Genomic DNA, 26,342 nt, shown 5'->3' on the forward strand with positions numbered 1-26,342 from the left:
GCCCTCCCTGAGAGTGGCCTGACGGTGCAGTGACTGCACCGGACCCAGCCCGGTCGTGCGGGTGGTCAATCAGAACGGGGGGTCGTCATCCTCCTCCTCCCGCGCCACGAACTCCGGCCTGCATTCCGTCAGGCGTCCGGTGTCCTTGGAGTAGAGGAGATGCGTCGCAATCCCGGTCTCACCCGAGAAGCGGTTCTTGAGGATGCGAACGGTGGTGATGTCCTTGGTCTTCTCGTCCTGCTGATCGCGCTCCAAGCCGATCACCATGTCCGAAAGCTGCGCGATGGAGTGCGAGCCCCGGAGCTGGGACAGGGACGTTTCCGCGCCCTGCTCATGGCCCCTGTCCCCGCTCGGGCGGCGCAGGTGCGAAACCATGATGAGGCCGACGCCAGTTTCCTGAACGAGCGTTCGGAGCTTGGTCATGGCAACGTCGATTGCCTTGCGCTCGTCCCCGTCGTCGAGGCCGGAAACTACGATGGACAGGTGGTCGAGAATGATCCAGCCGCATTCGCAGCCCTTCGCGAGGTAGCGCACGCGGTTCAGGAGGTTGTCCACCTCGGTCGAACCGAAGTGGTCGTAGAGATAGAGCCGGTCGTTTCCGATCACGGCCTCATAAGCCTGCCGGCGTGCCTGCCTCTCCTCCTCGGGCAGCTCGGCCCAAGGCGTCATGTCGAGGTGGACCGGCCGGTTGAGCGCGATGCCCATGAGGCCCCGCGCCGTGCGCTTCACGCTTTCCTCAAGCATGAGCATCCCGACCGTCTCGCCCTCCCGCAGGAGGTGGTGGGCAATCTCCCGCACAACGGCGGACTTGCCCACGCCGGAACCGGCCGTGATCGTCACCAGCTCGGCACGGCGCAGGCCGTGCGTGATCGTGTTGACGCCGTCCCATGGATAGGTGGCAGTCTCGACAAGCTCGTCATCGGTGGTGAGCGCGTCCCACAACTCCGACCCACTGAGCACGCCGTCCGGTCGATAGACCTTGGCTCCCCATATGGCGTCGATGATCTGTGCGCTCTTGCCCGCTTGGTGGGCGTCCGAGGGGTCCTTGAAGTCGGCCATCCGGGCGACCTTGCAGCGGCCCGGCGGGAACAGAGGGGCGCATTCCTCAACGGCCCTGCGCCCTTCCTCGTCAGCATCGAAGAACAGAATGATGGTGTCGAACCCAAGCAGCCATTCGAGGTGCTTGGACAGGGCTTTCTTGGCCCCCTTCGCTCCATGGGGGATGGAGACGACGGGCCATCTGTTGTCCTGAAGCTGGCTCACCGTGAGGGCGTCAATCTCGCCCTCGGTGACCACGATCATCTTGCCCTTGTCGCGCCACAGGTGCTGCCCGTAGAGCCCGGCTTCCTTCATCTTGCCGGTGATGGTGAAGTCCTTGTTCGGGAACCTCACCTTCTGAGCCACAACCTCCGTGCCCTCGGGGTTCCAGTAGTCGGCAATGTGGACTGTCTGTCCGTTGTAATCCCCGACCCTGTAGCCCCACTTCCGGCAGGTCTCCTCGCTGATCTTGCGCTTGCCAAGTGCAGTCACTGCACCCGACACGAAGTCAGCCATTCGGCTTTGTCTCTCCCTTCGGTTGGTGGTGGGGGCGTCCTCCCCTGCGGGCGTATAGGTCCCGCAGGAGAAGCAATACTGGTGCCCGTCCGTGTAGAGCGAATTGGCATCGCTCGATCCGCAGTGCGGGCACGGCAGATGTTCGATGAACTCGCTGTCCGCCTCTCTCACATGACAAGCTCGTTGATCTTGTCCGCCACGCGACGGGCCTTCATGGCCTCCTCGCGATCCTCATGGGCGGACGTGATGAGGTCCGCCGCCTCGCGCTCCTTGGCCGTGGCCATGGCCTCCCGCTCCGCCGTGAGGGCGTCGAGGTCGGCAATCATCTTCTGAAGGCCGGAGGTGATGGACGAGACGGTCTTGAGGGTGAACGGGAACGCGAACATCAGGCAGCCTTCCGGCTGGCGAGCGCGTAGCGGGTGTAACGCCGCCCGGTCATGGGGTGGATGCGCCGTTCGCGGCTGATCTCGATGCCCGCGCCTTCCATCTCGCAGATACGCCGGGACAGCGTGGCCGAGGTGATTCCGTAATCCGCCATCGCCTCACGCGCCGAGATGGAGCCGGTGCGTTCGAGGTGGGCGAAGATGCGCCGGGCCAGCGGGGACAGGTTCAGGGACTTCGTGAAGTCGCTCATATCGCTCCTTTCCGTGGGATGCTCAAAAGCTGGATGCGAAAAAGCCCCCGGCGCGGGGCCGAGGGCTTCAGGGTGTTTGTGGGAGGGGGTTGGATCAGGGCAGCTTCTGGCCGCAGGTCTTGCAGAAGGCCGGCTGCGGCGCGGGAGCGGCGTCCCGCTTGCTGACTTCGGCCCACCACTTGCGGGTGTCGAAGGCAGGGCACGCCTTGTTCACGCCGGGAAAGTCGTTGTGGCCGAGCACTTCAGCGCCGGGGTAGCGGGTCAGAAGCTCCTTCACCAGCCGCTCCATTGCCGCCTTCTGAGCGGGGGTGCGGGTGTCCTTCGGCTTCTTCACGTCGTGGGCTTCCGTGCCCCCGATGTAGCAGATGCCGATGGACGTGGCGTTGTGGCCCTGAACGTGGGCGCCGATCTCCTCCTCGGAGCGGCCGGGATCAATCGAGCCGTCGAGATGGATAACGTAGTGATAGCCGATCTTGGCGAAGCCACGCTCCCGGTGCCAACGGTCGATCTCCTTAACGGAGACCTCGCGGCCTTCCGGGGTGGCCGCACAGTGGATGACGATGTGTGTGATCTTGCGCATTGTCTGTCAGTTCCGCGCGGGCTCTTTCAGCCACTCTGCGGGGATGCTGCGGTCAGCGTATTTGAAGCCGTTCTTCTCACACCACATGGCGTAAGTGGTCTTCGACTGCTTGCTGATACGCTGCCGGGAGTTGGAGAACACAAAGCGGATGTCCAGATCAGGATGTTGATCCCTGATAAGCAGGTGCTTTTTTCGATCCGCTGTCACGAACCTCCCTTTCGACTCGATGATGATGCCGTTCGGGAGTCTGAAGTCCGGGGTGTAACGCGACTTCTGTGCAGGCTTGACGTAGTAGATGACGCTATCGGGGTCCTCGTACTGGACGGGGACCCCTTGCGCTGTCAGCTCCTCAGCAATCTTAACCTCAAGACCGCTGCGGAAACCGTGAACCAAACCCGGATCAGAAGTCGTCGTCTTCGTCCGTCGCCTCGCCGGCATCGGGGCTGTCGGCCTCCGTGCCTTCCGGCTCGTCGTCCGGTGCCTGATAGCCATCCTCCTCGGTGAACCCGTAGGAGGACGCCGAGCGCTGACCGCCGGACACAAGGTCGATAACCTGCACGGCCTTCAACCGCAGGCTAAGACCGGCTGACGCCTGCCCCGGCACCCAATACGGGGCCACCTCGAAGGACACCCGGCCGAGCGTGCCGCCCCAAATCTGGACGGACTTCGGCAGCGGCTTGCCCTTGGCGTCGAACAGGGAGGGCGAACGGGTCCACTTCTGGCCCGCCTTGGGTCCCTTCTTGTACTCGCCGGAATGGGTCATGGAGAACTTGAACTCGACCTCGCCGGTCTCCTCCTCATCGTCGCCATAGACGGGCGAGAAGAAGGGGTTCGCGGTAAAGCCCTTGCCCTGCGCCTCCATCTTCTTGCGGGTGGCGACGGGCAGTTCCTTGAAGGCTGCCTTGCCCGCGTCGATGGCTTCATCCCAGAGGGGCTGAAGCTTGTCGATGAGGGGCTGGGCTTCGGGACGCGGGACGATCAGCTTGAGGGAGTATTCTCCCTCAGCCTTGTACTTGAAGTCGGGTTCGGTGAGCCTCGGAAACTTGAAGGTCCCCTTCGGGGACGTGAAGCTCGGGTCCTTGGATTTCTTTCCTGCCATGGATGTCTTCTGGATCAAGCCGCCTTCGGCATCACGGAGACCGTGACGTTGTCGCGGCGGGCATAAACTTCGCGGGCGATGTTCGCCACGTCGGGGTTGCTGAATCGGTACTCAACAGGCAAGCCGAGGCCGATGAACACGTTGGTCAGGGCGATGTGGGCGTTGCCCTCCTCGGGGCCGACATCGGTCAGCGTGGCGACCTCATCGCCGTCGATGATGATGGTCATGTCGGTGCGCACTTCTTCCGGGGCAAACTCGATAGCGATCATGTCTTCAGTCCTTTGATTGAGAGGCTTCGGCGGGGATTGGTGGAGTGACTGCACTCAGTTCAGGGGACCGGCCGGCGACTCGTCGTCCGCCAGCTCACGGATGAAGCCCTGAGCGAACCGGGTGCCGGCGAGGGAGGCCCCGTAAGCGTCCCGCAGCATCAGCGCGAGCTTGATGATCTGGTCCCGGTCGAGTTCGATGGCCGCAGTGTCGCCGTAGCGGTCGGCCACGCCGAGGGTGACGACACCGGGGCCAGCGTGGGAGACGAGCACGGCTTCATGCTTGGAAGCGTTCATTGCAGACATGGGACAGTTCCTTTCACGGGAGCTTTCGGGCACGATAGAACCGCTCAAGGGACGGCACGTCGTAGCCCTGTTCAGTGAGTTTTGCGTAGAGGACCAAGCTGATCGCCCGACCGGCTCTCCAAAGGGAGATGGCGGTAGAGAGGGCGGTCGTTTCCTGACCCATCGAGGGCTGCGTCTCCGGTGTGGCCGGGGATGCGGTGGCGTCGGGGGCGGTGGTCACTTGACCTCCTCCCGCAGGTACCAGCGGATCGCCTCGAACTCGGTGGCGAGCTTGTCTTCATGCGTCCGCAGGAGGTTCTTTGCGGCCGTCATCGCGTCCTGAAGATCCACCTTCAGGTGGTCGCACAGGAGCGCACAGAGGAGGACGGCGGCGTTGATCTGAAGCCCTCGCGACCAGTGGAACGCCTGAAGGGCATCAAGGAGGTGGAAGGTGGCGAGAGCCGTCTGCTCACGCGGAGCGTTGACGAGCTGATCGTACACGGCGTTTCGCGCCATGGGCCTTGCTCCGTCGATGTTTGCGCTGGGAAGCGGGAAAGAGGTTGTCGATGATGAGGGACGCCATCGCATCACGCTGACGGCGGGACAGAGCGGATCGGTCGAAGGTGTGGCCTTGGATCACGACCTCGTCGTAGGCCGCTCCGATCCGAAGGGTCAGACGGGCTTTCATCCGTGGGACTCCTCAGAGTGAAAGTGGGGGTTAATTCGTGGGGTGCAGTCGCTGCACCGGGGCGCACACGTTGGCGGCTGCCTCGTCCAGCAACTTGCGGGGATAGACGTTGACCGTGACGACGCGCCCGCGACCTTGGCTGTCGGATAACGTCCGCGTCTGCTTCTCAAGAATGATGCCGCGATTACGAGCGAGAGCGGTTGCCACCTTCCCGATCTGCACACGCTGGCCGTGTTGCAGGTAGAGGTGAGAGGTTGCCCGCCACTCGTCCACGGTGACCAGCTCGTAGTGATCGGCGTAATAATTACGCTCGGCCTCGACCCTCGCGAGCTTTCGGTTTGCGACTTGCAGGGCGCGAGCCAACAGCTCGTCGTCGCTCATCAGACCGGCACCGTGAAGCTCCTCCCCGAGGATGTAACCGCCGTCTTTGCGGATGGCCGGTAGGACCTCCTGCACTACCCAGTTCTGGAAGGGCAAAGCGCCGGGTTTATTCGAGCGCATGGTGAGCCGGTAGAGCCCGCTTTCGGAGATGCAGGTCGTGCCCCTGTTGGGGAAACTCGTAGGAGCATCTGAGTGGACACTAGACTTGGGGACGAACCGCGTTTCGCCCTCAAGCAGTCCTCCCAAGTAACGCTTTACGGTGCCCTTACCTTCACCGAAGGGCATTTCGAGAGCGCGGCAGACATCCGCAGCCACGAACCAAGGTTCGCCGTCGAGGATGACCACTCGGATGGTGTGGTCTCTGTAGTTGAAGGGAGTGAGTGCGTTCATTCGATCCTCCGTTTCTCAGAGTGAAAGTGGGGGTTAATTGGCCGGGGCCGGTGCAGTGACTGCACCAGCCCACATTCGGAACCGTCCCGTTTCTGGAACCAATTAGGCAAAGAAGAAGTCGGACTCCTCCACCAGAGAGACATCCAACGTGCCCTTGGCTGGGACCTCGGGAAGATCCCCCAAGGCGTCATCCGAGAGCATCCCGGCGATGTCCACCCGGAACTCGGCCAGCGGGTCACAATCGGTGTAGAGCTGCACGAACGCCTTGCGCAGGCAGGCCCCCATAAGCTCCACGTCCGCCGCCACGGTGCCGTAACTGTCATGCACCAAGGCGAAGTGCTGCATCCCGTTGGTAAGGGCAAGGTTGATGAACATCCGCATGGCGGTGGCGTCCATCGAGTGGACCCAATTCGGCGCGACGCCCTGCTGTTGCCGGCGCTTGTCGATTGTGTCCAATTCCTCGCGGATGATGAGCCGGACCCTGCCGTCCAGATGGGTGTCGATCCGGCGGGCCGAGCTGTTCCGGTAGGACTGCTGCACAAGGAAACCGTCCGGTGTCTGCCAGATCACCGGCAGGCCCTCGGCAGCCGCCAGCCGGGCGCACTCCTTGAGCCAGTCCATACCGACACGGGCAGCCTTAACCACCTCACCGATGGCCTGCCAGACGAGCGGCTGAAGCCACAGGGTGGCTTTGAAGATGCCGTCGCTGTCTCCCACCGCGAAGGGATTGGGCTTGCCCTCCTCGACCTTCTCTCGGACCGCCTCCTCAATGAACTCGCGGCAGGAATACTGCGTCGAGCCATAGGGGAGCGTCATGACCGCCCTCTTCGTCACCTTCCGGTCGATGCCGAAGGCAAGCCAGCGGTTCGCCATGTCCAGTTCATCAATCCCATGCTCGGCCCATGTCTTCCGCAGACGGGACAGGTTGGGAATAGTCCCGGTTGTGGAACCGTTCGGACACACGAATGCCGTGACGAGCCCCAAGGCCACCTCCGCGACACGGGCGTAAATGTCCTGCGGCTTCCCGCTCGGCACCAGATTGACCGCCGCTCCTCCCACGGGGTCCCGCAGGGCCGCGCTGTAGTGTTGCAGGCCGTTGCAGGAGCCATCCAAGGCAACGGGCAGCGTCGAGACGTAATCGAAGCCCTCCCGCAGGAAGCCCGCCCACTCGAAGCAGAAGGCCAGAAACTGCCAAGGCTTGTCCGCCTCGGTCCAGAACTCGAAGCCCTCTCCCCACGGATCGGCGGCGACGGAGGCAATCAGGGCGTTGCGCTCCTCCACCCACGAGATGCGATCCTCAAGAGACGCCTTGTCGTAGCCGTACACGTTGGCCCCGTGGATCGCGAGCCACCCGGCCGCGACACCGTCCCCAATCGGTTTGCCCCGCGCGAAGGTCAGGAGGGCCTTGGCGTGGTCGGGACCCTGCGGATTGAGGAACATGGGCACCGCGTACACCCTGCCCCGGAAGTCGAGCTGATACGGGAAGTAAATCTCCGCGTACTCGCTGAACTGGCCGGCAAGCTCGATGATCTTGCGGATTTGCACCCGCTTGGACTTCAGCTTGGCGTTGGCCGCGTGGATCAGGCTTGCCGCCTTCTTCCACTCCTTCCGGCTGACCTCGTTGGTGGCGATGTCCGCAGGCTTGGGGGGCAGGTCGAGGGGGTCCCGAGGGGGCAGCTTGAGCTTGGGAGACTTCAGGTCCCGATCCCAAGCCTCCTTGAGGACCCGCAGAACGTCCCGGTTCACCTGCCACGGGGTTTCCTGCATCGCGTTGACAGCGGCATAGACGGCCGAGAGGTCACGGCCTGCCAGTTCTTCCAGATAGTTCCGGTTCCGCGTCTTCACGAAGGGCAGTCGCTGCACCAGTCCCGAATGGTATCCCCCGTCAAAGGGCGTGGTCCACCGCTTGGGCGGGATGATCGTCGGCAGGAAGGCGGGAGACAGGAACTCCATCCGCTGATTGGCGTCCGCGATCCACTGAAGCGTTGCCTCGGTGGCGACCACAAAGACCTGTGTGTCGTTGATGCCCATGGTGTCGCGCTGGATGTCCACCATCCCTGTCGCCTCCCGCAGCACCTCGATCAGCTTGATCCCGACATGCAGCTTGTCGGAGGTCGGCCAGTCCTCGTCGATCCCCACGCGCCCGGCCATCAGGCGGGCAACGGTGGTCTTGTAGCGGCGGGAGGTGGCCCGCTCGATCTTGGACATGGTCACCTTGAAGCGCTCGGGGTGCCGCTCACGGAACGCCCGCATCCGCACTTCATCCTGAAGGGCCGACGCCACACGGATCGCGCAGCGCTGAAGCGTCTCCCGCCGCGTGATGCTGTCCAGAACGGTCTTGAGCGCCAGATAGGCGGCAACCTCGGGCTCGACCATCTCGACGTACTTGAGCGCCGTGTGGCGGCGTCCAGCGCCCCCGGAACGGGCCTTCTCGATGAAGGCTTCAAGGGCATCGGAAACGGGCAGAACAAGGTTCTTGAGAAGACGCATCCCATAGGGGGTTCCTGCTTCCTCTCCCCTCTCCTTGGCCTTCTCAATGTCCCTGTAGAAGGTCTCTCTGCCCACCATCAACATCTGTTCTTCAAGGGCAATCTGACGGTCAAGCGCAGTCGTGCTCAGGGTCTCCATGGGGAGTCTCCTCAGGTAAGGGCCGCTAGGGCTCAGGGTGAAAGTGGGGGGAAATTCCCGGTCGCCCGGTCACAGGGGGTCGGACCCCGTGACGGGCACGGCACCGTCTGCGGTGAGGGTGGGGGCTAATCCGTCACAGCCGTCACCGATCCACGGTCACGGGATCGTCCGTCACCGGAATTAGTTGCAGAACCGGAACCAATTCGAGAAACAAAAAACCCAAGCCAAACCTCTAGGTCTGACTTGGGTTTTGAGAACGGTCCCGCCTACGGGACTGTCACGCAGTACCTTTTAAGTGCCTTGCGTCTACCGATTTCGCCACGTCCGCACGCGCAGGCACCATAGAAGGGTTCCCGACGCGAGAAAACGCCCCTGCGGCATCCGCGCCGGTGGAAACCCACACCCTTTGAGGGTTGGGCCGTCCCCTCAGCCGCCCGTCTGCAGCAGCCGCCCCGTGCGCGGCGCACCGGCGCAGAGAATGGCGGCGATCATCAGCGCTCCGATGACGGTGACGTGCTCGGCGAACGTGTGGAAGTGATAGGTCGCTTCCGGCTCGGGCAGCGTCCAGAAGGGATGCGCGATCGGGATCGTCAGCGCCACGAACACCGCGAGCATGCCGCAGCCGAGCCAGGCGAAGCGATTGACGATGATGAGCGCCGATCCCACCAGCAGGGTGACGATGACCAGCGGCGCCCAAACCTGCGGCGGATTGAGGCCGAAGTGCGCCATCTCCGCCAGCGTGCCCTGATAATCGACGATCTTGCCGATGCCCGCCCCCCAGAAGATGAAGGTGAAGACGACACGGGCAAAGATGAAGAAAGCGCGCGACGACAGGATCGCGCCGACGAAAGACGGCGTCATGTGCAGCTCCCCGGCACGAGCGCACTGCACGCGACATAAAGCCACCGCAGCACCGCTCTCCCCACGTGCGGCCCCGTTCAGCCATGCAGGCTGCGGTTGCCGTTTCACGTCAGCACATCTGCCATACAGGCTCCCGCAGGGGAAGCCTGCACATGCGCGGGCCTGGAAGGAGAGGCCGCTGTCCGCCATCAGAGGGAGAGCGCGTCTTCCTTGGCGGGGGTGATGGCCACCGACTCGCCGCAGCCGCAGGCGGAGGTCTGGTTCGGATTGTTGAACACGAACTGAGACGCCAGCTTGTCGGTCTTGAAGTCCATCTCCGTTCCCAGCAGGAAGAGCACCGCCTTGGGGTCGATGATGACCTTCACGCCCTTGTCCTCCACCACCTCGTCGGTGGGCAGGATCTCGGTGGCATAGTCCATGGTGTAGGACATGCCGGCGCAGCCGCCATTCTTCACGCCGACACGTACCGCCACCGGCGGCGGATCGGTACGGGCCATGATCTGCCGCACGCGGGCAGCAGCGGCTTCCGTGATGCGCATGACGGCGGGACGGGGACGTGGGGCCATGAACTTTTCTCCGAACCACGCCGGTTCAAGGCCGGCGGATACGTTTCTCATCTACCAAGATGGGCCTGCTCCGGGCGGGCGGCAAGGGACAAGGTGGCAGCTTCGGCTGGTGCCGGGCTGCTCCGCACCCAGCGGCGTCAGTAATTCGACCAGACGCCCGGGCTCACCAATTCCAGCAGATGGCCGTCCGGATCGCGCACATAGAGGCTGTGCCCGCCTTTCGGCCAGCGCGTCTCGCCCTCGATGGCGACGCCGTGATGGGCAAGGTGCGCCCGCCAGGGTTCAATGTCCGAAGCCGCAACCGAGAGCGCGAAATGCAGCCGCCCGGCGCCGTCGTGGGGCGGAATGGTTCCGCCGGGCAGATGGATGGTCTCCAGCGCCGTGCCGCGCTTGAACAGCAGGAGAACGGTGCCCGCCAGCGGATAGGCACGGAAACGCTCATCCGCCAGCATGGGCGAGAGACCCAGCACGCCCTCGTAGAAGCCGGCCGCGTGGTCGAGATCCTCCACATAGAGGCCCGTCTCGACGACCGACCCCAGCGGCGGGGCGGTGCTCACCCCCTCACCAGAGGTTCAGAGTCGCGCGTGCCTCTTCGGACATGCGACCCTGGTCCCACGGAGGATCGAAGGTGATGTCGACCTTCACGTCCGCAATGCCGGGCACGGCAGCCACCGCACTCTCCACCATGCCGGGAAGCTCGGCGGCCGAGGGGCAGTTGGGCGTCGTCAGCGTCATCTCGACGGCCACGGTGCGGTCGTCGGCGATGTCCACCTTGTAGATGAGGCCGAGCTCATAGATGTCGACCGGGATTTCCGGGTCGTAGACGGACTTGAGCGCGCCGACGATCTCGTCGGTCAGGCGCGTCAGTTCCGCCTCCGGGATCCCGGAGGAAATCGCGGGCGCGTTGGGCGTATCGTTGGCCACAGTATCGGTCATGAGAACAAATCCTGCGCCTTGAGGAGGGCCGCCACGAGGCGGTCCACGTCACTGCGCGTATTGTAGAGCGCGAAGGATGCGCGGCACGTCGCTGTGGTGCCATATCGGGCCAAAAGCGGCTGAGCGCAATGGGTGCCCGCGCGCACGGCAACACCGTACCGGTCGATGACGGTCGCCACATCGTGGGGGTGGGCGCCCTTCATCTCGAAGGCGACGATGGCGCCCTTGTCCTTCGCGGTGCCGATGATGCGCAGGCTGTTCAGCGCGCCGAGCTGCTGGTGGGCATAGACCGAGAGGTCATGTTCATGGGCGGCAATCGCCTCGCGGCCGATGAGGTCCATATAGTCCAGCGCCGCGCCGAGGCCGATGGCCTGCACGATGGCCGGCGTGCCCGCCTCGAAGCGGTGGGGCGGCTCGGCATAGGTGACGCGGCCTTCCTCCACCTCGCGGATCATCTCGCCGCCGCCCTCATAGGGCGGCATTTCGGCCAGCAGCGCCCGCTTGCCATAGAGCAGGCCGATGCCGGTGGGGCCATAGAGCTTGTGACCGGTGACGGCATAGAAATCGACATCGAGGTCGCGCACGTCCACGGGCAGGTGCACGGAGGCCTGGCAGCCGTCCACCACCACCTTTGCGCCCACCGCATGGGCGGCGCGGACGATCTCCTTGATGGGCGTCACCGTGCCGAGCACGTTGGACATGTGGGTGATGGCGACGATCTTGGTGCGCGGCGTCAGCAACTGCTCGAACGCCTCGAAGTCGAACGACCCGTCCTCGCGCACCGGCGCCCACTTGATGACCGCGCCCTTGCGCTCGCGCAGGAAGTGCCAGGGCACGATGTTGGAGTGGTGCTCCATGATGGAGAGGATGATCTCATCCCCCTCCCCGATGGACTGCCCGAGCGAGTTCGCCACCAGATTGATGGAGCCGGTGCCGGAGCGGGTGAAGATGATCTCGTCCTGCGAAGCCGCATTGAGGAAGCGCCGGGCGCTCTCGCGGGCGCCCTCGAAGGCTTCCGTCATGGCGTTGGCGAGATAGTGCAGGCCGCGATGGACGTTGGAATATTCCGCCTCATAGGCGTGGCGCATGCGCTCCAGCACCTGCACCGGCTTCTGGGCGGAAGCCGCATTGTCCAGATAGGTGAGCGGGTGGCCGTGGACTTCGAGGGCGAGCGCGGGAAAGTCCGCGCGCACCTTCTCCACGTCATAGGCGCCGTCCAACACGGCGGGATGGCCCTTGGTCATCGGCAATGTCCTTATCCGGAGCCGCCCCGCCGGGCTTGAGACCATCGAAGCGGGCCACTCCGCCTTAGCTCAGGAAATACGAACGCGGTACGTTCCAGATGGCAGCACCGCGCGGGATAACGCCTGCGCAGGCCGCGACACGAGCGCGCGTCCTTCTGCGCGGATCCATCCGGCCAGCTCCGCCGGCCGGCGGGCGTGCCACGGATCGCCGTGGCACCCCAGCGTCAGGCGCGTTTGGCGAGCCAGGTCTCGGCGCGGGCGATGATCAGCTCGCGCAGGGCCTCGTTCTCCACGAACTCGATGGCCTCGCCCACGAAGGCCTGCACCAGCAGGGCCTCCGCCTGCCTCTGCGGAATGCCGCGGGCCTTGAGATAGAACAGCAGGTCCTCGTCGAGATCGCCCGCCGTGGCGCCGTGGCCGCACTGCACATCGTCGGCGAAGATCTCAAGCTCGGGCTTGTTGTCCATCTCGGCCGCCTCGCCAAGCAGCAGGGCGCGGCTCATCATGCGGCCATCGGTCTTTTGGGCATCGGGGCGCACCACGATCTTGCCCTGGAAGACGCCATGGCTCTCGTCCGCCAGCACCGTCTTGAAGAGCTCGCGGCTCTCGCAATGGGGCACCGCATGGTCGAGCAGCAGGGTCGTGTCCTGATGCTGCTTGCCCTTCAGCAGGTTCGCGCCACGCAGGCCGGCATGGGAATGCTGGCCGCCGAACCGGCCGTAGAGGCTGGTGCGCGAGGCCTTGGCGCCGCTGTTGAGGGCGAAGGTGTGCAACTGCGCCTCGCGGCCGATCTCCACCATGACCGTGGAGAGGTGAAGGGCGGCGTCGCCCTCCTCCTGCACGCGCACGAGGTCCACATGGGCGCCGTCGCCCACGAAGAGTTCCAGCGCGGTGTTGGTCTGGTAGGCAACACCGTCGCGGCCCTGGAAGCTCTCCACCAGCGTCACCTCGGCGCCGTCCTCAACCACCACGACCACGCGGCCGTAAGTGGCGACGGGATCGTCGCCGGTGAAGACGTTGGCGATGTGCAGCGGCGCGGCGATCTTCGCCCCCGCCGCCACGCGCACCAGCAGGCCCTCGCCGAGGAACACGGTGTTGAGGGCGAGCGGCGCGTCATAGCGCTGCGGCTGGAGCGCCCCGATGCGCTCGGCAAGCGGGTCGTTGGACGCAATCGCGCTTTCAAGCGGCAGCGCCGCGATGCCGCTTTCCAGCGCCAGCAGGTCCGAGGCCGGGCGCGCGAGCGCGCCGTTCACGAACAGGATGCGCTTGGCGCCGGGCACGGTGAGCGCCTTGAAGGAGCCTTCGGCCTCGGCGGAGGCATCGAGCGGGCCGGCCAGCGGCACGGCATCGCGCAGGATCGCCTTGAGGTCGGTGTACTTCCATTCCTCCACCCGGCGGGTGGGAAGACCACCCTCGGAGAAGGCGGTGGCGGCGGCGCGGCGCAGCTCTCCGATCCGGCCCGCGACGGGCTGGCTCTGAAGGCGCTGCTCCACGGCGGCGGCGAGCGCCTGCTCGGCGGCCGTGCGCAAGGGGGTGACGACGTTCATGGCCGTGTTCCTCACGCCGCGTCCTGGCCATAGGCCGCATAGCCCGAGGCTTCCAGCTCCAGCGCCAGTTCCTTGCCGCCGGAGCGCACGATGCGGCCCTTGTGCATCACATGCACCACGTCCGGCACGATGTGATCGAGCAGGCGCTGGTAGTGGGTGATGACCACCATGGCGCGGTCCTTCGAGCGCAGGGCGTTCACGCCTTCGGAGACGATCTTCAGCGCGTCGATGTCGAGGCCGGAATCGGTCTCGTCGAGGATCGCCACCTTCGGCTCCAGAAGGGCCATCTGGAGGATCTCGTTGCGCTTCTTCTCGCCGCCGGAGAAGCCGACGTTCACGCCACGACGCAGCATCTCCTGCGAAATGCCGAGGAAGCCGGCCTTCTCCTTCACGATGCGCAGGAAGTCCGGCGTGGACAGCTCGTCCTCACCGCGCGCCTTGCGCTGGGCATTCAGGGCCGTGCGCAGGAAGGTCATGGTGGCGACGCCCGGCACTTCCACCGGATACTGGAAGGCGAGGAACAGGCCGGCGGCGGCGCGCTCGTCGGCGCCCAGTTCCAGCAGATCGACGCCGTCGAGCACGGCGGAGCCCTCCGTCACCTCATAATCCGGCTTGCCGGAGAGGACATAGGACAGGGTGGACTTGCCGGAGCCGTTCGGCCCCATGATGGCGTGGACTTCGCCCGCATTCACCTTGAGGTCGAGACCCTTGAGGATCTCCTTCTCATTGATGGACGCGTGCAGGTTGTTGATCTCGAGCAAAGCCATTGGCGTGTTCCATTGTTTAGGTTGCGGTGGGGCGGTGCGCGGCCTTGTGTCCCAGCGCGCACCTGCCGTCCCGTCCGGATGTCTGTCCCCGCCCTGCGGCGGCGGGGCGTGAGGTCAATCAGCCCACCGAGCCTTCGAGGCTCACGGAGATCAGCTTCTGGGCCTCGACGGCGAACTCCATGGGCAGTTGCTGGAGCACGTCCTTCACGAAGCCATTGACGATGAGCGCCACCGCCTCCTCCTGCGAGAGGCCGCGCTGCATACAATAGAACAGCTGGTCCTCGGAGATCTTGGAGGTGTCGCCTCGTGCTCGAACACGGCGGAGGCGTTCTTGGCCTCGATGTAAGGCACGGTGTGCGCGCCGCACTTGTCGCCGATGAGGAGCGAATCGCAATTGGTGAAGTTGCGCGCGCCGGTGGCCCGGCGGTGCGCGGTCACCTGACCGCGATAGGTGTTCTCCGAGCGGCCGGCGGCGATGCCCTTGGAGATGATCCGGCTCGACGTGTTCTTGCCGAGGTGGATCATCTTGGTCCCGGAGTCGACCTGCTGGAAGCCGTTGGAAATGGCGATGGAATAGAACTCGCCCTGGCTGTTGTCGCCGCGCAGGATGCAGCTCGGATACTTCCAGGTGATGGCGGAGCCCGTCTCCACCTGCGTCCACGAGATCTTGGAATTGTCGCCGCGGCAGTCGCCACGCTTGGTGACGAAATTGTAGATGCCGCCCTTTCCGTCCTTGTCGCCGGGATACCAGTTCTGGACGGTGGAATACTTGATCTCGGCATCCTTGAGGGCGACGAGCTCGACCACCGCCGCGTGGAGCTGGTTCTCGTCGCGCTGCGGGGCGGTGCAGCCTTCGAGATAGCTCACATAGGCACCTTCATCGGCGATGATGAGGGTGCGCTCGAACTGGCCCGTATTCCGCTCATTGATGCGGAAGTAGGTGGAGAGCTCCATGGGGCAGCGCACGCCCTTCGGCACATAGACGAAGGAGCCGTCCGAGAAGACCGCCGTGTTCAGCGTCGCATAGAAATTGTCGGACACCGGCACGACGGAGCCGAGATACTGCTTCACCAGATCGGGATGCTCGCGGATGGCTTCCGAGATGGAGCAGAAGATCACGCCTGCCTTGGCGAGCTCGGCCTTGAAGGTGGTGGCCACCGACACGCTGTCGAACACCGCATCCACCGCGATGGGACGCGAACCGCTCTCGATGCCGAGCAGCGCCTCGCGCTCGCGCAGCGGGATGCCGAGCTTGTCATAGGTGGCGAGGATTTCCGGATCGATCTCGTCCAGCGACTTCGGCTTCGCCTTGGGCTGGGCGTAGTAATAATAGTCCTGGAAATCGATCTTGGGGTAGCTGACGCGGGCCCAGGTGGGCTCCTCCATGGTCAGCCAGCGGCGGAAGGCGTCGAGGCGCCACTCCAGCATCCACTCGGGCTCGTTCTTCTTGGCCGAGATGTAGCGGACGGTGTCCTCGTTCAGACCCTTCGGGGCCTTCTCGCTCTCGATATCGGTGACGAACCCGTACTTGTACTGATCGACGTCGATCGACCGGACGCGTTCGACCGTCTCCTGGACTGCTGGCATCTTCCGTCTCCTCTCCCGCGCGGGGTCAAGGCCCGCGGGTCAAGTTCCTCACGCCGCTCTCAGCGAGCGGCTTCTCACCTGCGGAACGACGCGGCGCAAGGCCGCAATCGCCCGTTCCACATCCTGTTCGGTGCTCGACCAGCCCAGCGACAGGCGGATCGCTCCGCCGGCGCGCACGGCATCGAACCCCATGGCCGACAACACATGCGAGGGCCCCACCTTCCCCGAGGAACAGGCCGAGCCGGCACTGACCGCTATGTGGGAAAGGTCGAGGGCGATCACCAGTGTTTCCGCCTTCAAACCGCCGAAGGCGATGCAACTCGTGTTCGGCACCCGTGCCGCGGCACCGCCGACAACCTCCGTTTCCGGAAGGGCGGCGACAATCTCCTGTTCCAGCAGGTCGCGCAAGTGCGCGAGGCGCATGGCTTCCTGCGGCTGCGCGAGACGCGCCGCCTCCGCCGCCGCGCCGAAGCCCGCGACCGCCGGCACGTTCTCCGTCCCGCCGCGGCGGCCCCGCTCCTGGCCGCCGCCCCGCAGCAGCGGCACCAGCGGCCGGGTATCCTCGCTCGCCGCCACCAGCGCACCGGCGCCCTGCGGCCCGCCGAGCTTGTGGGCGGAGAGCGAGAGGAGATCAAGGCCCAGCGCCGTCATGTCGAGCGGCAGGCGGCCGGCCGCCTGCACGGCATCGCAATGCATCAACCCGCCGTGAACCTTGGCGAGTTCCGCCGCTTCGGCCACGGGCTGGATGACGCCGGTCTCGTTGTTGGCGGCCATCAAGCTCACCAGGGCCCGCCGCCCGGCCGCCGCATGGGCCGCGAGCCGATCGGAGAGCGCATCGAGATCCAGCCGCCCGGCCTCATCCACCGGCAGCAGCTCGACGGCCGCGTCCGGAAAGCGATGGCCCCGAAGCACAGCGGGATGCTCGACGGCGCTCATCAGCAGCACGTCGCAGGTCACCGGTCGGCCGGCGATCTCCCAGGAGGGATGGAGCGCCAGCGCATTCGCCTCGGTGGCGCCGGAGGTGAACATGACACCCCGTGCCGGGGCGCCACACAGGGCCGCAACGCCCGCCCGCGCCCCTTCCATGCGCCCGCGCGCGGCGCGCCCGTCCGCATGCACGGACGAGGGGTTTCCACCCTGATCCAACGCGGCCATCAGCGCGGCTCGCGCTTCCGGCCGGAGCGGGGATGTGGCATTGTGATCGAGATGGACGCGCGCCTCCGCCATCACCGCGCTCCCGCGTGGGTGAAGCGGAAAGGCTTGCAATTGCGCCTTCTTTCGTCCATATGATCCAACTTCACCCGTCTCTGTCGTGCAGCGCGTCCCCGCGCAGTCAGCAGGGATACATTAGAATTATTCTAAATAGATAGGGCGGCGTCCGAGCCAAGTCAAGACATCCTCTAGCCAAGACCTGTCGGTTCAACAGGTTGCGTCGTGAAGATGTGCTCCGAAGGGCGTCCGCTTTCGGGCCACCGGCCCGGGAGACGCTCCCTTGACTTCACGGTCGCGCCCCAAGAGGTCGCGCACGTCCATGCCCGAAGTCATCTTCACTGGCGAAAAAGGGCGGCTCGAGGGTCGCTACCAGCCCGCAAAGACCCGCAACGCGCCGATTGCCATCATCCTTCATCCGCACCCCCAGTTCGGGGGCACGATGAACAATCCGGTCGTCTATAACCTCTACTACCAGTTCGTGAACCGCGGCTTCTCCGTGCTGCGCTTCAACTTCCGGGGCGTCGGCCGCAGCCAGGGCTCGTTCGACCACGGGACCGGCGAACTGGCGGATGCCGCCGCCGCGCTCGACTGGGCGCAGTCGGTCAATCCGGACGCGCGCGCCTGCTGGATCGCCGGCGTCTCCTTCGGCGCCTGGATCGGCATGCAGCTTCTGATGCGCCGTCCGGAGGTGGAAGGCTTCATCTCCATCGCCGCTCCCGCGAGCCTCTACGACTTCTCCTTCCTCGCGCCCTGCCCCTCCTCGGGCCTGTTCGTCCATGGCGACAAGGATGCGGTGGTGCCCACCACCGCCGTGGCAACGCTGGTGGAGAAGCTGAAGACGCAGAAGGGCATCGTGATCGAACAGCAGATCATCCCCGGCGCGAACCACTTCTTCGACGGCAAAACCGAGGAACTGATGGGCGTCGTCGGCACCTATCTCGACAAGCGCCTGCCCGGCACCCGCAAGGACAGCGCCGCCTGAGCCTCCCGGTTTCGATCGTTTGACGGAACGCCGCGCCCCTTCCAAAGGCGCGGCGTTTCGCGTTTCACGGGGTCGGCTGGAACAGCACGCCGCCCGTCAGGGGCTCCGGCGCGCCGGTCGTGGTGGGGAAGGTCAGCGCCAGCCCTTTCAGCGACCGCACGGCGAGGAAGCCGAAGGCATGGGCCTCCAGCGCATCCGCCGACCAGCCCACCTGCTCCGCCACGACCACCGGCACGCCGAGGCGCTCCGCCAGCATGGCCCGCAGCGTGCTGTTGCGCGCCCCACCGCCGGCGACGATCCAGCTTTTCGGGGCCTTTGGCAGAAGGGGAACCACCGCAGCGATGCTCGCCGCCGACAGCGCGGTCAGCGTCGCCGCCCCGTCGTCCGTGGACGCGCCGGCCAGATGCAGGCGCTCGGTCACGAAGGCGCGGAACTCATTGCGGTCGAGGGATTTCGGGGGCGGCGCGGCGAAGAAGGGATGGCCGAGCACCTCGGCCACCGCCGCTTCGTCCACCTGGCCCCGCGCGGCAGAAGCGCCGTCATCGTCATAGGGCCGGCCGGTGCGCGCGGCCATGAAGTCGTCCAGCAATGCGTTGCCGGGGCCGGTGTCGCAGGCGATCGGGTCGGCACCGTCTTCCAGCACCGTCACATTGGCCACGCCGCCGATGTTCAGCACGGCAACCGGCTGCGGCAGGTCGAGCCCGCGCACCAGCGCCTGATGAAAGACCGGCACCAAGGGCGCCCCCTGCCCGCCCGCCGCCACATCGGCAGCCCGGAGGTCCGCAACCACGGGAATGCGCAGATCGTCCGCCAGCGCCTGCCCGAGCCCGATCTGCACGGTGAGGGCGGCATCGGGCCGGTGCAGCACGGTCTGGCCGTGGAAGCCCACCACGTCGATGTCAGCGGGTGTGAGGCGCAGGCTGTCCAGCAACGCGCGCACGGCCGCGCCATGGAGGGTGGTGATGCGCCGCTCCGCCTCCACAAGGCGCCCGGGCCGGTCGGTGCGGGCGTTCACACCCCGCGCATCCGCCATGGCACCCTCAAGGAGCGCGCGGGTCTCGGCGCCATAGGGGATGGTGAGGGCCGATCCCAGCCAGGCGACGGTCTCGCCATCGGTCTCGATGAGGGCGGCGTCGATGCCGTCCATGGAGGTGCCGCTCATCAATCCGATCGCCCGCATTGTCCCCCGCATGGCACCCTTCCCGCTCCGCCCGGTGCATTCCCGGCGAAGACCTGTTACATCACCGCTCCTTTCCGTCATCCGAACAGATCGACATGACCACCCTTCGCTCCGATTTCCTGCGCACGCTCCAAGAGCGCGGCTACATCCACCAGTGCTCGGATCTCGAGCGCCTCGACGCCAAGGCGAGCGAAGGGCCGATCACCGCTTATATCGGCTTCGATGCCACAGCCTCCTCGCTGCATGCCGGGCATCTGCTCTCCATCATGATGCTGCGCACGCTCCAGCGCACCGGCCACCGGCCGATCGCTCTCATGGGCGGCGGCACCACGAAGATCGGCGACCCGTCCGGCAAGGACGAGGCACGCAAGATGCTCACCGATGCGCAGATCAACGAGAACATCGCCTCCATCCGCAAGGTGTTCGCCCGCTTCCTCGATTTCGAGGGTTCCCCAAAAGGCTACGCGAGATTTGCGCGGGCTGTAGACGGCAAGTGGAATGAAGAGCCCCGCCTCCTTCCGGCCATCATGGAGAACAATGCGAACTGGCTGGACGAGCTGAAGTACATTCCCCTGCTGCGCGAGGTGGGGCCGCACTTCACCATCAACCGGATGCTGACGTTCGATTCGGTGAAGCTGCGGCTGGAGCGCGAACAGCCCCTCACCTTCCTCGAATTCAACTACATGATCCTGCAGGCCTATGACTTCGTGGAGCTGAACAAGCGCCACGGCTGCACCCTGCAGATGGGCGGCTCCGACCAGTGGGGCAACATCGTCAACGGCATGGAACTGGGCCGGCGGATGCACGGGGCCGATCTGTTCGCCCTCACCACCCCGCTGCTCACCACCTCCTCCGGCGCCAAGATGGGCAAGACGGCGGGCGGTGCGGTGTGGCTCGATGCGGCGCTGCTGTCGCCTTACGAATACTGGCAGTACTGGCGCAATACCGGCGATGCGGACGTGGAGCGCTTCCTGAAGCTCTTCACCGAGCTGCCGCTGGACGAGATCGCCCGCCTTGCCGCGCTGGGTGGCCAGGAGATCAACCACGCCAAGGACGTGCTCGCCACCGAGGCGACCGCCCTGCTGCATGGCCGCGCCGCTGCGGAGGAGGCCAAGGCCACGGCCCGCGCCACCTTCGAGGAGGGCGCGCTCTCCACCAACCTGCCCACCATCGAGATCCCGGCGGCCGATCTGAAGGCGGGTCTTGCCGCCAACAGCGCCTTCGTGACCGCCGGTCTCGTGCCCTCGACCAGCGAGGCGCGCCGCCAGATCAAGTCCGGCGGCCTCAAGGTGAATGACGCCACCGTCACCGACGAGAAGCTGGTGCTGGGCGAGCGCGACCTCACCGCCGAGGGCGTGATCAAGCTCTCCATGGGCAAGAAGAAGCACGTCCTCGTCCGCCCCGTCTGAACGGACGGACGACGTTGAAAATAGGAACGGCGGGCCATCGGCCCGCCGTTCGCGTTTCAGGAGCAGGACCGGTCGCCCCGCTCACTTTGCGGGCGTGAGCTGCTCGGTGCTGATCTTGCTGTCGCCCTTGAAGGCCCAGATGCCCTTGTAGCTGCCGTCGTCCTGCGCCACGTAGAGCGCGACGCCGGTGGAACCGTTGCCGGTGAAGGTCACGGCGATGAGGTCGTCGTCGCCGATGCCGTAGCCATCGAACTTGTCACCGTCGATCACCGAGACCACGCGGAAGGAATCCTTGCCCGTCTTGGTGATGGTCGCGGTGCCCTTGTAGGACGACTTGTCCTCGGAATTGTTGCCCTGCACGGCATATTTGCCGGGCCCCTTGGCGAGCGCCGGAGAAACCGCACCGACGAGCGCAAGCGCCATGGAGGCGATGACAAGAGAACGCATCTGGAACTTCTCCCTAAACTTCCGCGACGGGAGATTTAGCAGAGCCGATCCTTCAGCGTCCATCGTTACTATAATAAGGGATACGAACATCCCGGCCCGCTCTACGGCGCCGGCGCGGTTTCCGTGGAGCTGCGGAACTCGAACATCTTGCGCAGGAAGCCGGGCGCCACCGCAGAGAGCGGATTGATGCGCAGGGCCGGCGCGGCCATGGGACCGGCCACCTCGAAGGTCACGCCCACAAGGCCCTCGTTCGGCCCGCCGCCGAGGATGTTGCCGAGGATGGGCAGCTTGCTGAACAGGTTGTTGAGCCCATAGGCCGGCACGTAGGTGCCACGCATGTTGATGCGCTCGGCGGCGAAATCGATGGTGCCGTCGAAGGTGGCGCCCGCCACCGGTCCCCAGATGGCGCCGTCGCGGAAGGAAATCTTGCCGGTGGTGCGGGTGAACTGCGCCTGCGCCTTCTCGAACACGGCGGTGCCCTGCTCCACACGGCCCGAGCTGTCGCGGGCCGCCTGGCTCAGGCTGTCGAGGCCCGGCTCGCCGCGTACCACGAAGTCGCGCACGTTGATGACGCCGTTCTGGGGGGCGTTGTCGCCGCGCGGGGGATCGACGATCACCCACATCGTGCCGCCCTGGATCTTCTTGTAGATGTCGAGGAAGCGCAGCACGGCGCCCGCATCCGACGTGCTCACATAGAGCGCGCGCCGGGGGGTGTCGCCCCAGTTGCGGATCTCGCCCGCCAGGGTGCCCTCGCGCCCGGCCTTGGCGGTGAGCGCGAACGAGCGCAGCTCGCTGGAGCGCCGCCCCATGGCGAGGTCCACCTGCCGCAGCACCTCGCCATTGTTGCCGGTCACGGCGCCGATCTTGGCCTCCACGTCCACGTCCGGCGTCTTCTGGGTGTTCTTGGCACCGGAGGGCGTGCTCACGAGGCTCTTGAGGATGCCGCGTGCATCCATCACCTCGCCGGAGATGCGGATCTTGAGCACGTCGCCCGAGCGGTCCGCCTTCAGGCTCGCCTTGTCGCCGTCGCTCAACTGGAAGCTGGGGAAGTTCGCCGAGAGGATCTGGTTATCGTCGGAAAATTCGATCGAGCCCCGGATGTAGGTACCCGAGCCCTCAAGGGTGAGGTCGTCGATCTTCAGGCTCTTGCCGGCGTCGTTGGAATTGAACTTCGCCTTCAGCGGATCGCCCGCCGGCTTGCTGAGGCCCGGCACCAGATCGAGGATGCGGGCCGCTGTCATGTCGAGCTCGATGGCGGCCTTGGTCTGGGTGTTGTTGGTGGTGCCCACCAGCTTCACCGCGATGGGGCCGGTGACGGCGGGGATGTCGAGGCCGAGCTTCTGGCGCGAGCCGTCGTCCAGCGTCGCGTTCACGCGCACGTCCGAATCGGCCTTGTCCTTGCGCTTGTTGTAATCGAACGTCACCAGCGCACCCGCGATCTTGCCGTCGCCCCGCAACTGGACACCCGCGGGCGAGGCAAAGACGTCCACGCTCGCCCCTTCCAGGCGCTGGTTCTGGAAGATCTTGTCGACGCCGAAATCGGTGAGCTTGGCTTCCAGCGAATAGTCCACGTCACCCGGCTGCGGCACCTTGCGGAACAGGATCTTCACCTGCAGCAGCGCCGACACCTTGCCGCGCGTGGTGGAGGGATCGAAAGCCTGCCCCTCGGAGCCCTTGATGGGGTCCATGCCGAGGATTTCGATGGCCGCATCCGCAGGGCCGTCAAACTTCACCTTCACGAGACCGCTGGGCTCGCGCGGGAAATAATCGGGCATGTAATAGACGCCCTCGGACAGGGCGAGGCGCCGGTTCTGCGGCGTCACCACCGTGCCCTCGGGAATGTTCACCCGCACCGTGCGGCCCGTCACCACGATGTTGAGCTTGGCGTTGGAGACCGGCGGCAGGCCCTTCACGGGGCGCAGCGTCACGGCGCTGGCGTTCATTTCAAGGCGCACCGCATCGTCCGGCAGCGGCACCGATTTCTGGCCGATGAGGTCGAGCGCCATCTTCACGGTGACGGTCGTGCCCTCGACCATGCCGGCCGAGACATTCTCGATGACGAAGGTCCGCGCCGGGGGCGCGAGCGTGACCGGCCAGAAGCGCTTCACGGTGGAGGCCGGCATGCGCGAACCCGTCGCCTTCATCTGGATGTAGGGCACGTCCACGCCGAAATCGAACAGGCCGGTGAAGCTGAGGCTGCCGACAGCGCTCGTCAGTTCGCCCTGATCGATGAGCAGCTTCCGGTCGGGCGGCGTGAAGCGGCCGGCGATGGTAACGCCGGTGAAGACGAGTGCGGGGTCCGGCATCTCGGGGCCCGCCAGCACCACGCCCACCTGAGAGATGGCATAGGGCCAGGGCTGGGCCGCCAGCGCCGGAACGGTGATGAGGCCCTTGAGCGCGATCCGGTTCTGGTTCTTCACCGCCATCAGAGGCTCGACGACGATGACGCGCTTTGCCGGATCGAGGGTGAGACGGGCTTCCGCCCGGTCGATGACGAAGCGCTCTTCCGGCTCCTCGCCATTGCCGATCTGGCCGGCGCCCAGCACCACGTTGGCCTCGGCGGCCAGCACCCGGCCGTCGGTGGCAATCCGGGCCCGCAGGGAGGCGCCGAGCGGCGTGTCCATGTAGAAGCGCTTCAGGTCCTGGCTGAAGGCCTGCACCAGATCCTGCGTGGAGACGTCCTTCAGCTCGAAATCGATCTGCCGCTCGCCGTTGCGCGCCGGCGCGATGGTGGCGACCAGCGTGGCGAGCCCGTGTGGCTGCTGCGAGGTGAAGGTGAAGGTCGCCCCGCCCTCCGCCGTGCGGCCGAGGCGGATGCTCATGTTGTCGAAGGTGATCTGCCGCCCGGTGGCCTCGTTCTGCACGACGAGGCTGCCATTCTTGAGGCCGATGTCCGAGAGGGCACCGCCATCGAAGCCGTTGCTCTCCAGCGCATTGAGGCCCTGCGCCAGCGCACGCAGAACGAGGGGATCGCCGCCGAGATCGGCGGCCTGCGGCGCGGGCACGGAACCGGGGACGGCACCCGGCGCGGCCGGGGCCTGTGACGGCTGCGCCTGCGGGACGACGGGCGGCGCGTTGCCGCCGGGCTCCACCGGCGCGGCACCCGCGGAAATGGGACGCGCGCCCTTGCCGGCGGCCACCGCCAGTTCACCCTTCGCGCCGATGCGCAGGGTCATTTCCGCTCCGATGAGATCGAAGCGGCGGGCCTTCAGCGAGAGAGTGAGCAGGCTGCCATCAAGCTCGACCTCGGCGCTGGGGGCACTCGCCACCACGGTGCCGTCGGGCTCGGTGACGGAGATGTCGCGGGCGATCACCAGCGTGGCGCCGCCGCTCATGGTCTCCACCGCCGTCGAGCCGATTCGCACCTTGTACTTGCCGTCGAGCCGCTCCTCGATGGCGCGCTCGATATAGGGGGTCGCGAGGTTGGCGGTGACGACACCCTGAGCGATCAGGAAATAGAGGACGAGCGCGGCAAGGCCGGCGATGCCGATGAGCCCCAGAAAGAGGCCGGTCGCAATGCGGGCCGGACGCGAACGCGGAATCAGCGCACCCGCGAGGCCATGCAGGCGCGACCGGCGCGGCATTCGGACTGCCGGCTTCAACTGCCCCCGGTCTTCGCTCATGCCTTCCGCATCCTCCGGCAGCACCCTGGCACGCCCCCGTGCCCCGTGTCGGACCGCAGGCAGAATGACCAATCCGGTCCTCGAAGCAAGGACATGTCCCCACAAAGGGACAGGCGCGCACGCTTCGCGCCCGCGTCCGCATCGCACTGTGTCCGGCGCCGCACAGCCGGGCTCACGGTTTGCCGATCCGATCCGCAGGTCTCATCGTATGCGCCTCTATGACGTGGTCACGTCGAAAGGAAGGCAGATGTCACAGATCCCCGCCATCGGCACCCCGGCTCCGGCCTTCACCCTGCCCCGCGACGGGGGCGGCGAGGTCTCGCTGAAGGACTTCGCCGGGCGCAAGCTGGTGCTCTATTTCTACCCGAAGGCCGACACGCCCGGCTGCACCAAGGAAGCCATCGCCTTCAACGGCCTGCGCGCCGAATTCGCCGCCGCCGACACCGCCATCCTCGGCGTCTCCGCCGATGCGGTGAAGGCCCAGGACAAGTTCAAGACCAAATACACGCTCGAGTTTCCCCTCGGCTCGGACGAAACCCACGCGATGCTGGAGGCCTATGGCGTGTGGGCCGAGAAGAGCATGTACGGCAAGACCTACATGGGCGTGTCGAGGGCGACGCTGCTCATCGGCCGCGACGGCAAGGTGGCGCAGGTCTGGCCGAAGGTGAAAGTGGACGGCCACGCCGAGGACGTGCTGAAGGCCGCGCAGGCGCTGGACTGAGCTTGCAACGAAACGGGCGCCGGCCGTCCGGCGGGCGCCCCTTGGCCGGTGATGGCCCCTCTCTCTGCGCCTGTCTCCAGATGGAGCGGCCCCTTCCAGAATACGAATCCTCCCCACGGCGGGTCCGCGCGGCTGGCGTCGGTGCCGTTTGCCCGGAAGGCGATCACGGACGGCGCGCTTGGCAGGCCCCTCCCGGCTGGTATGCTACCATACAGTCACAGCCCGCATTCCATGACGGCGCCCAAGTGACGAACGGGAGGAAACATGAACAACGAGATGATGCCCGGCCAGTCGCGCCGGCTGGTTCTGCGTTCCGCCGCGGCCGCCTTCGTGGCCACCGCCGTTCTGCCGGTCTCGATGGCGCTGGCGGCAGAGGATGACACCCGTCAGGTGGAGACCGCTGTCACGGCTCTCAAGGACGCCATGCTGTCCGGCGACGGGGCCAAGCTGAAAGCCCTCACCCTCGACCAGCTGACCTACGGCCATTCCAACGCGCGACTGGAGGACAAGGCGGCCTTCGTCGCCAGCCTCGACGGCAAGAATGCCTTCAAGTCCATCGATCTCAGCGACCAGACGGTGCAGATCGTCGGGGACGTGGCCGTGGTGCGCCACACCTTCGATGCGGTGAACAATCTGCCGGACGGCAAGACCAGCACCGCGCACATCAAGGTGCTTCAGGTCTGGAAGAAGGCCGACGGCGGCTGGAAGCTGCTGGCCCGGCAGGCCGCGCCCCTGCCGGCGTGACCGGCAAGCGG

Annotated in this window: 26 protein-coding genes and 1 pseudogene; 4 read left to right on the top strand and 23 right to left on the bottom strand. The window is 65.8% G+C overall.

Translation table 11 applies throughout. The features are described from left to right. Window positions 1–69 precede the first annotated feature (69 nt). The 20 genes and pseudogenes from AZC_RS18535 to AZC_RS18635 all read right to left on the bottom strand — a co-directional run bounded on the left by AZC_RS18535 (window position 70) and on the right by AZC_RS18635 (window position 17,240). The gene (locus tag AZC_RS18535) at window positions 70–1,554 is read right to left on the bottom strand and encodes a DnaB-like helicase C-terminal domain-containing protein (RefSeq protein ID WP_052286000.1); all 1,485 of its coding nucleotides are present in this window, start codon (window positions 1,552–1,554) and stop codon (window positions 70–72) included. A 167-nt stretch (window positions 1,555–1,721) separates the two neighbouring features. Continuing rightward, window positions 1,722–1,940, bottom strand: a complete 219-nt coding sequence (locus AZC_RS18540) for a hypothetical protein (RefSeq protein WP_012172122.1) — start codon at window positions 1,938–1,940, stop codon at window positions 1,722–1,724. Next, entirely contained in the window at window positions 1,940–2,188 is a 249-nt protein-coding gene (locus AZC_RS18545; RefSeq protein ID WP_012172123.1) for a helix-turn-helix domain-containing protein, read from the bottom strand. The genes AZC_RS18540 and AZC_RS18545 overlap by 1 nt, the downstream gene beginning before the upstream one ends. Before the next feature lie 94 nt (window positions 2,189–2,282). Continuing rightward, window positions 2,283–2,768: an N-acetylmuramoyl-L-alanine amidase gene (locus AZC_RS18550; RefSeq protein WP_012172124.1), complete on the bottom strand. Its 486-nt coding sequence runs from the start codon at window positions 2,766–2,768 to the stop codon at window positions 2,283–2,285. A 6-nt stretch (window positions 2,769–2,774) separates the two neighbouring features. Continuing rightward, a complete protein-coding gene (locus AZC_RS18555) occupies window positions 2,775–3,161 on the bottom strand; it encodes an endodeoxyribonuclease (protein WP_197531780.1) in 387 nt (128 codons plus the stop codon). Between the two features lie 7 nt (window positions 3,162–3,168). After that, window positions 3,169–3,867: a DUF2815 family protein gene (locus AZC_RS18560; RefSeq protein WP_043879582.1), complete on the bottom strand. Its 699-nt coding sequence runs from the start codon at window positions 3,865–3,867 to the stop codon at window positions 3,169–3,171. A 14-nt stretch (window positions 3,868–3,881) separates the two neighbouring features. Next, the gene (locus AZC_RS18565; RefSeq protein WP_043879583.1) at window positions 3,882–4,136 is read right to left on the bottom strand and encodes a hypothetical protein; all 255 of its coding nucleotides are present in this window, start codon (window positions 4,134–4,136) and stop codon (window positions 3,882–3,884) included. Window positions 4,137–4,190: 54 nt separating this feature from the next. Continuing rightward, window positions 4,191–4,439 (bottom strand): hypothetical protein, encoded by a 249-nt coding sequence (locus AZC_RS18570; RefSeq protein ID WP_148209881.1) that lies wholly within the window; start codon window positions 4,437–4,439, stop codon window positions 4,191–4,193. A 216-nt stretch (window positions 4,440–4,655) separates the two neighbouring features. Then, the gene (locus AZC_RS18580) at window positions 4,656–4,934 is read right to left on the bottom strand and encodes a hypothetical protein (RefSeq protein ID WP_043879586.1); all 279 of its coding nucleotides are present in this window, start codon (window positions 4,932–4,934) and stop codon (window positions 4,656–4,658) included. 202 nt (window positions 4,935–5,136) lie between these two features. After that, window positions 5,137–5,877, bottom strand: a complete 741-nt coding sequence (locus tag AZC_RS24695) for a BRO-N domain-containing protein (protein ID WP_012172129.1) — start codon at window positions 5,875–5,877, stop codon at window positions 5,137–5,139. Window positions 5,878–5,979: 102 nt separating this feature from the next. Beyond that, the gene (locus tag AZC_RS18590) at window positions 5,980–8,505 is read right to left on the bottom strand and encodes a DNA-directed RNA polymerase (RefSeq protein WP_012172130.1); all 2,526 of its coding nucleotides are present in this window, start codon (window positions 8,503–8,505) and stop codon (window positions 5,980–5,982) included. Between the two features lie 426 nt (window positions 8,506–8,931). Continuing rightward, window positions 8,932–9,366: a DoxX family protein gene (locus AZC_RS18595; protein WP_012172131.1), complete on the bottom strand. Its 435-nt coding sequence runs from the start codon at window positions 9,364–9,366 to the stop codon at window positions 8,932–8,934. A 188-nt stretch (window positions 9,367–9,554) separates the two neighbouring features. Beyond that, window positions 9,555–9,932, bottom strand: a complete 378-nt coding sequence (locus AZC_RS18600) for a HesB/IscA family protein (RefSeq protein ID WP_043879587.1) — start codon at window positions 9,930–9,932, stop codon at window positions 9,555–9,557. 137 nt (window positions 9,933–10,069) lie between these two features. Next, window positions 10,070–10,489 carry a VOC family protein gene (locus AZC_RS18605; protein ID WP_012172133.1) on the bottom strand — a complete coding sequence of 140 codons (420 nt, stop codon included), beginning with the start codon at window positions 10,487–10,489 and terminating at the stop codon, window positions 10,070–10,072. 4 nt (window positions 10,490–10,493) lie between these two features. Beyond that, window positions 10,494–10,868 (bottom strand): SUF system Fe-S cluster assembly protein, encoded by a 375-nt coding sequence (locus tag AZC_RS18610; protein WP_012172134.1) that lies wholly within the window; start codon window positions 10,866–10,868, stop codon window positions 10,494–10,496. Next, complete coding sequence (locus AZC_RS18615; RefSeq protein WP_043879588.1) at window positions 10,865–12,112, bottom strand: cysteine desulfurase; 1,248 nt, start codon at window positions 12,110–12,112, stop codon at window positions 10,865–10,867. The genes AZC_RS18610 and AZC_RS18615 overlap by 4 nt, the downstream gene beginning before the upstream one ends. A 224-nt stretch (window positions 12,113–12,336) precedes the next feature. Next, window positions 12,337–13,659, bottom strand: coding sequence for a Fe-S cluster assembly protein SufD (sufD, locus tag AZC_RS18620; RefSeq protein WP_043879589.1), 1,323 nt, complete (start codon window positions 13,657–13,659; stop codon window positions 12,337–12,339). Window positions 13,660–13,670: 11 nt separating this feature from the next. Then, a complete protein-coding gene (gene sufC / locus AZC_RS18625) occupies window positions 13,671–14,426 on the bottom strand; it encodes a Fe-S cluster assembly ATPase SufC (protein WP_012172137.1) in 756 nt (251 codons plus the stop codon). A gap of 118 nt (window positions 14,427–14,544) precedes the next feature. Beyond that, window positions 14,545–16,013 (bottom strand): annotated as a pseudogene (gene sufB, locus AZC_RS18630) (Fe-S cluster assembly protein SufB). Window positions 16,014–16,061: 48 nt separating this feature from the next. After that, window positions 16,062–17,240: a cysteine desulfurase family protein gene (locus AZC_RS18635; protein WP_043879590.1), complete on the bottom strand. Its 1,179-nt coding sequence runs from the start codon at window positions 17,238–17,240 to the stop codon at window positions 16,062–16,064. Between the two features lie 304 nt (window positions 17,241–17,544). Here AZC_RS18635 and AZC_RS18640 point away from each other — a divergent pair, with 304 nt between their 5' ends. Continuing rightward, on the top strand, window positions 17,545–18,207 hold the full coding sequence (locus tag AZC_RS18640; RefSeq protein WP_012172140.1) for an alpha/beta hydrolase: 663 nt from the start codon (window positions 17,545–17,547) through the stop codon (window positions 18,205–18,207). 64 nt (window positions 18,208–18,271) lie between these two features. On the opposite strand, the gene AZC_RS18645 is transcribed toward AZC_RS18640, so the two are convergent. Beyond that, complete coding sequence (locus AZC_RS18645; RefSeq protein ID WP_012172141.1) at window positions 18,272–19,387, bottom strand: anhydro-N-acetylmuramic acid kinase; 1,116 nt, start codon at window positions 19,385–19,387, stop codon at window positions 18,272–18,274. A 95-nt stretch (window positions 19,388–19,482) separates the two neighbouring features. Between AZC_RS18645 and tyrS the strand changes: the two genes are divergently transcribed. After that, window positions 19,483–20,796, top strand: a complete 1,314-nt coding sequence (gene tyrS, locus AZC_RS18650) for a tyrosine--tRNA ligase (protein WP_012172142.1) — start codon at window positions 19,483–19,485, stop codon at window positions 20,794–20,796. 81 nt (window positions 20,797–20,877) lie between these two features. Here tyrS and AZC_RS18655 read toward each other — a convergent pair whose 3' ends face one another. Together AZC_RS18655 and AZC_RS18660 are read right to left on the bottom strand one after the other, a co-directional pair. Continuing rightward, complete coding sequence (locus AZC_RS18655) at window positions 20,878–21,243, bottom strand: hypothetical protein (RefSeq protein ID WP_012172143.1); 366 nt, start codon at window positions 21,241–21,243, stop codon at window positions 20,878–20,880. A gap of 101 nt (window positions 21,244–21,344) precedes the next feature. Continuing rightward, on the bottom strand, window positions 21,345–24,866 hold the full coding sequence (locus AZC_RS18660; protein ID WP_043880504.1) for a DUF3971 domain-containing protein: 3,522 nt from the start codon (window positions 24,864–24,866) through the stop codon (window positions 21,345–21,347). A gap of 247 nt (window positions 24,867–25,113) precedes the next feature. Between AZC_RS18660 and bcp the strand changes: the two genes are divergently transcribed. Further along, window positions 25,114–25,587 (top strand): thioredoxin-dependent thiol peroxidase, encoded by a 474-nt coding sequence (gene bcp, locus AZC_RS26380; RefSeq protein ID WP_081434043.1) that lies wholly within the window; start codon window positions 25,114–25,116, stop codon window positions 25,585–25,587. Window positions 25,588–25,851: 264 nt separating this feature from the next. Continuing rightward, window positions 25,852–26,331 (top strand): nuclear transport factor 2 family protein, encoded by a 480-nt coding sequence (locus tag AZC_RS18670; protein WP_012172146.1) that lies wholly within the window; start codon window positions 25,852–25,854, stop codon window positions 26,329–26,331. Window positions 26,332–26,342 lie beyond the last annotated feature (11 nt).

It is taken from the genome of Azorhizobium caulinodans ORS 571 (genome assembly GCF_000010525.1).
Taxonomy (GTDB): Bacteria; Pseudomonadota; Alphaproteobacteria; order Rhizobiales; family Xanthobacteraceae; genus Azorhizobium; species Azorhizobium caulinodans.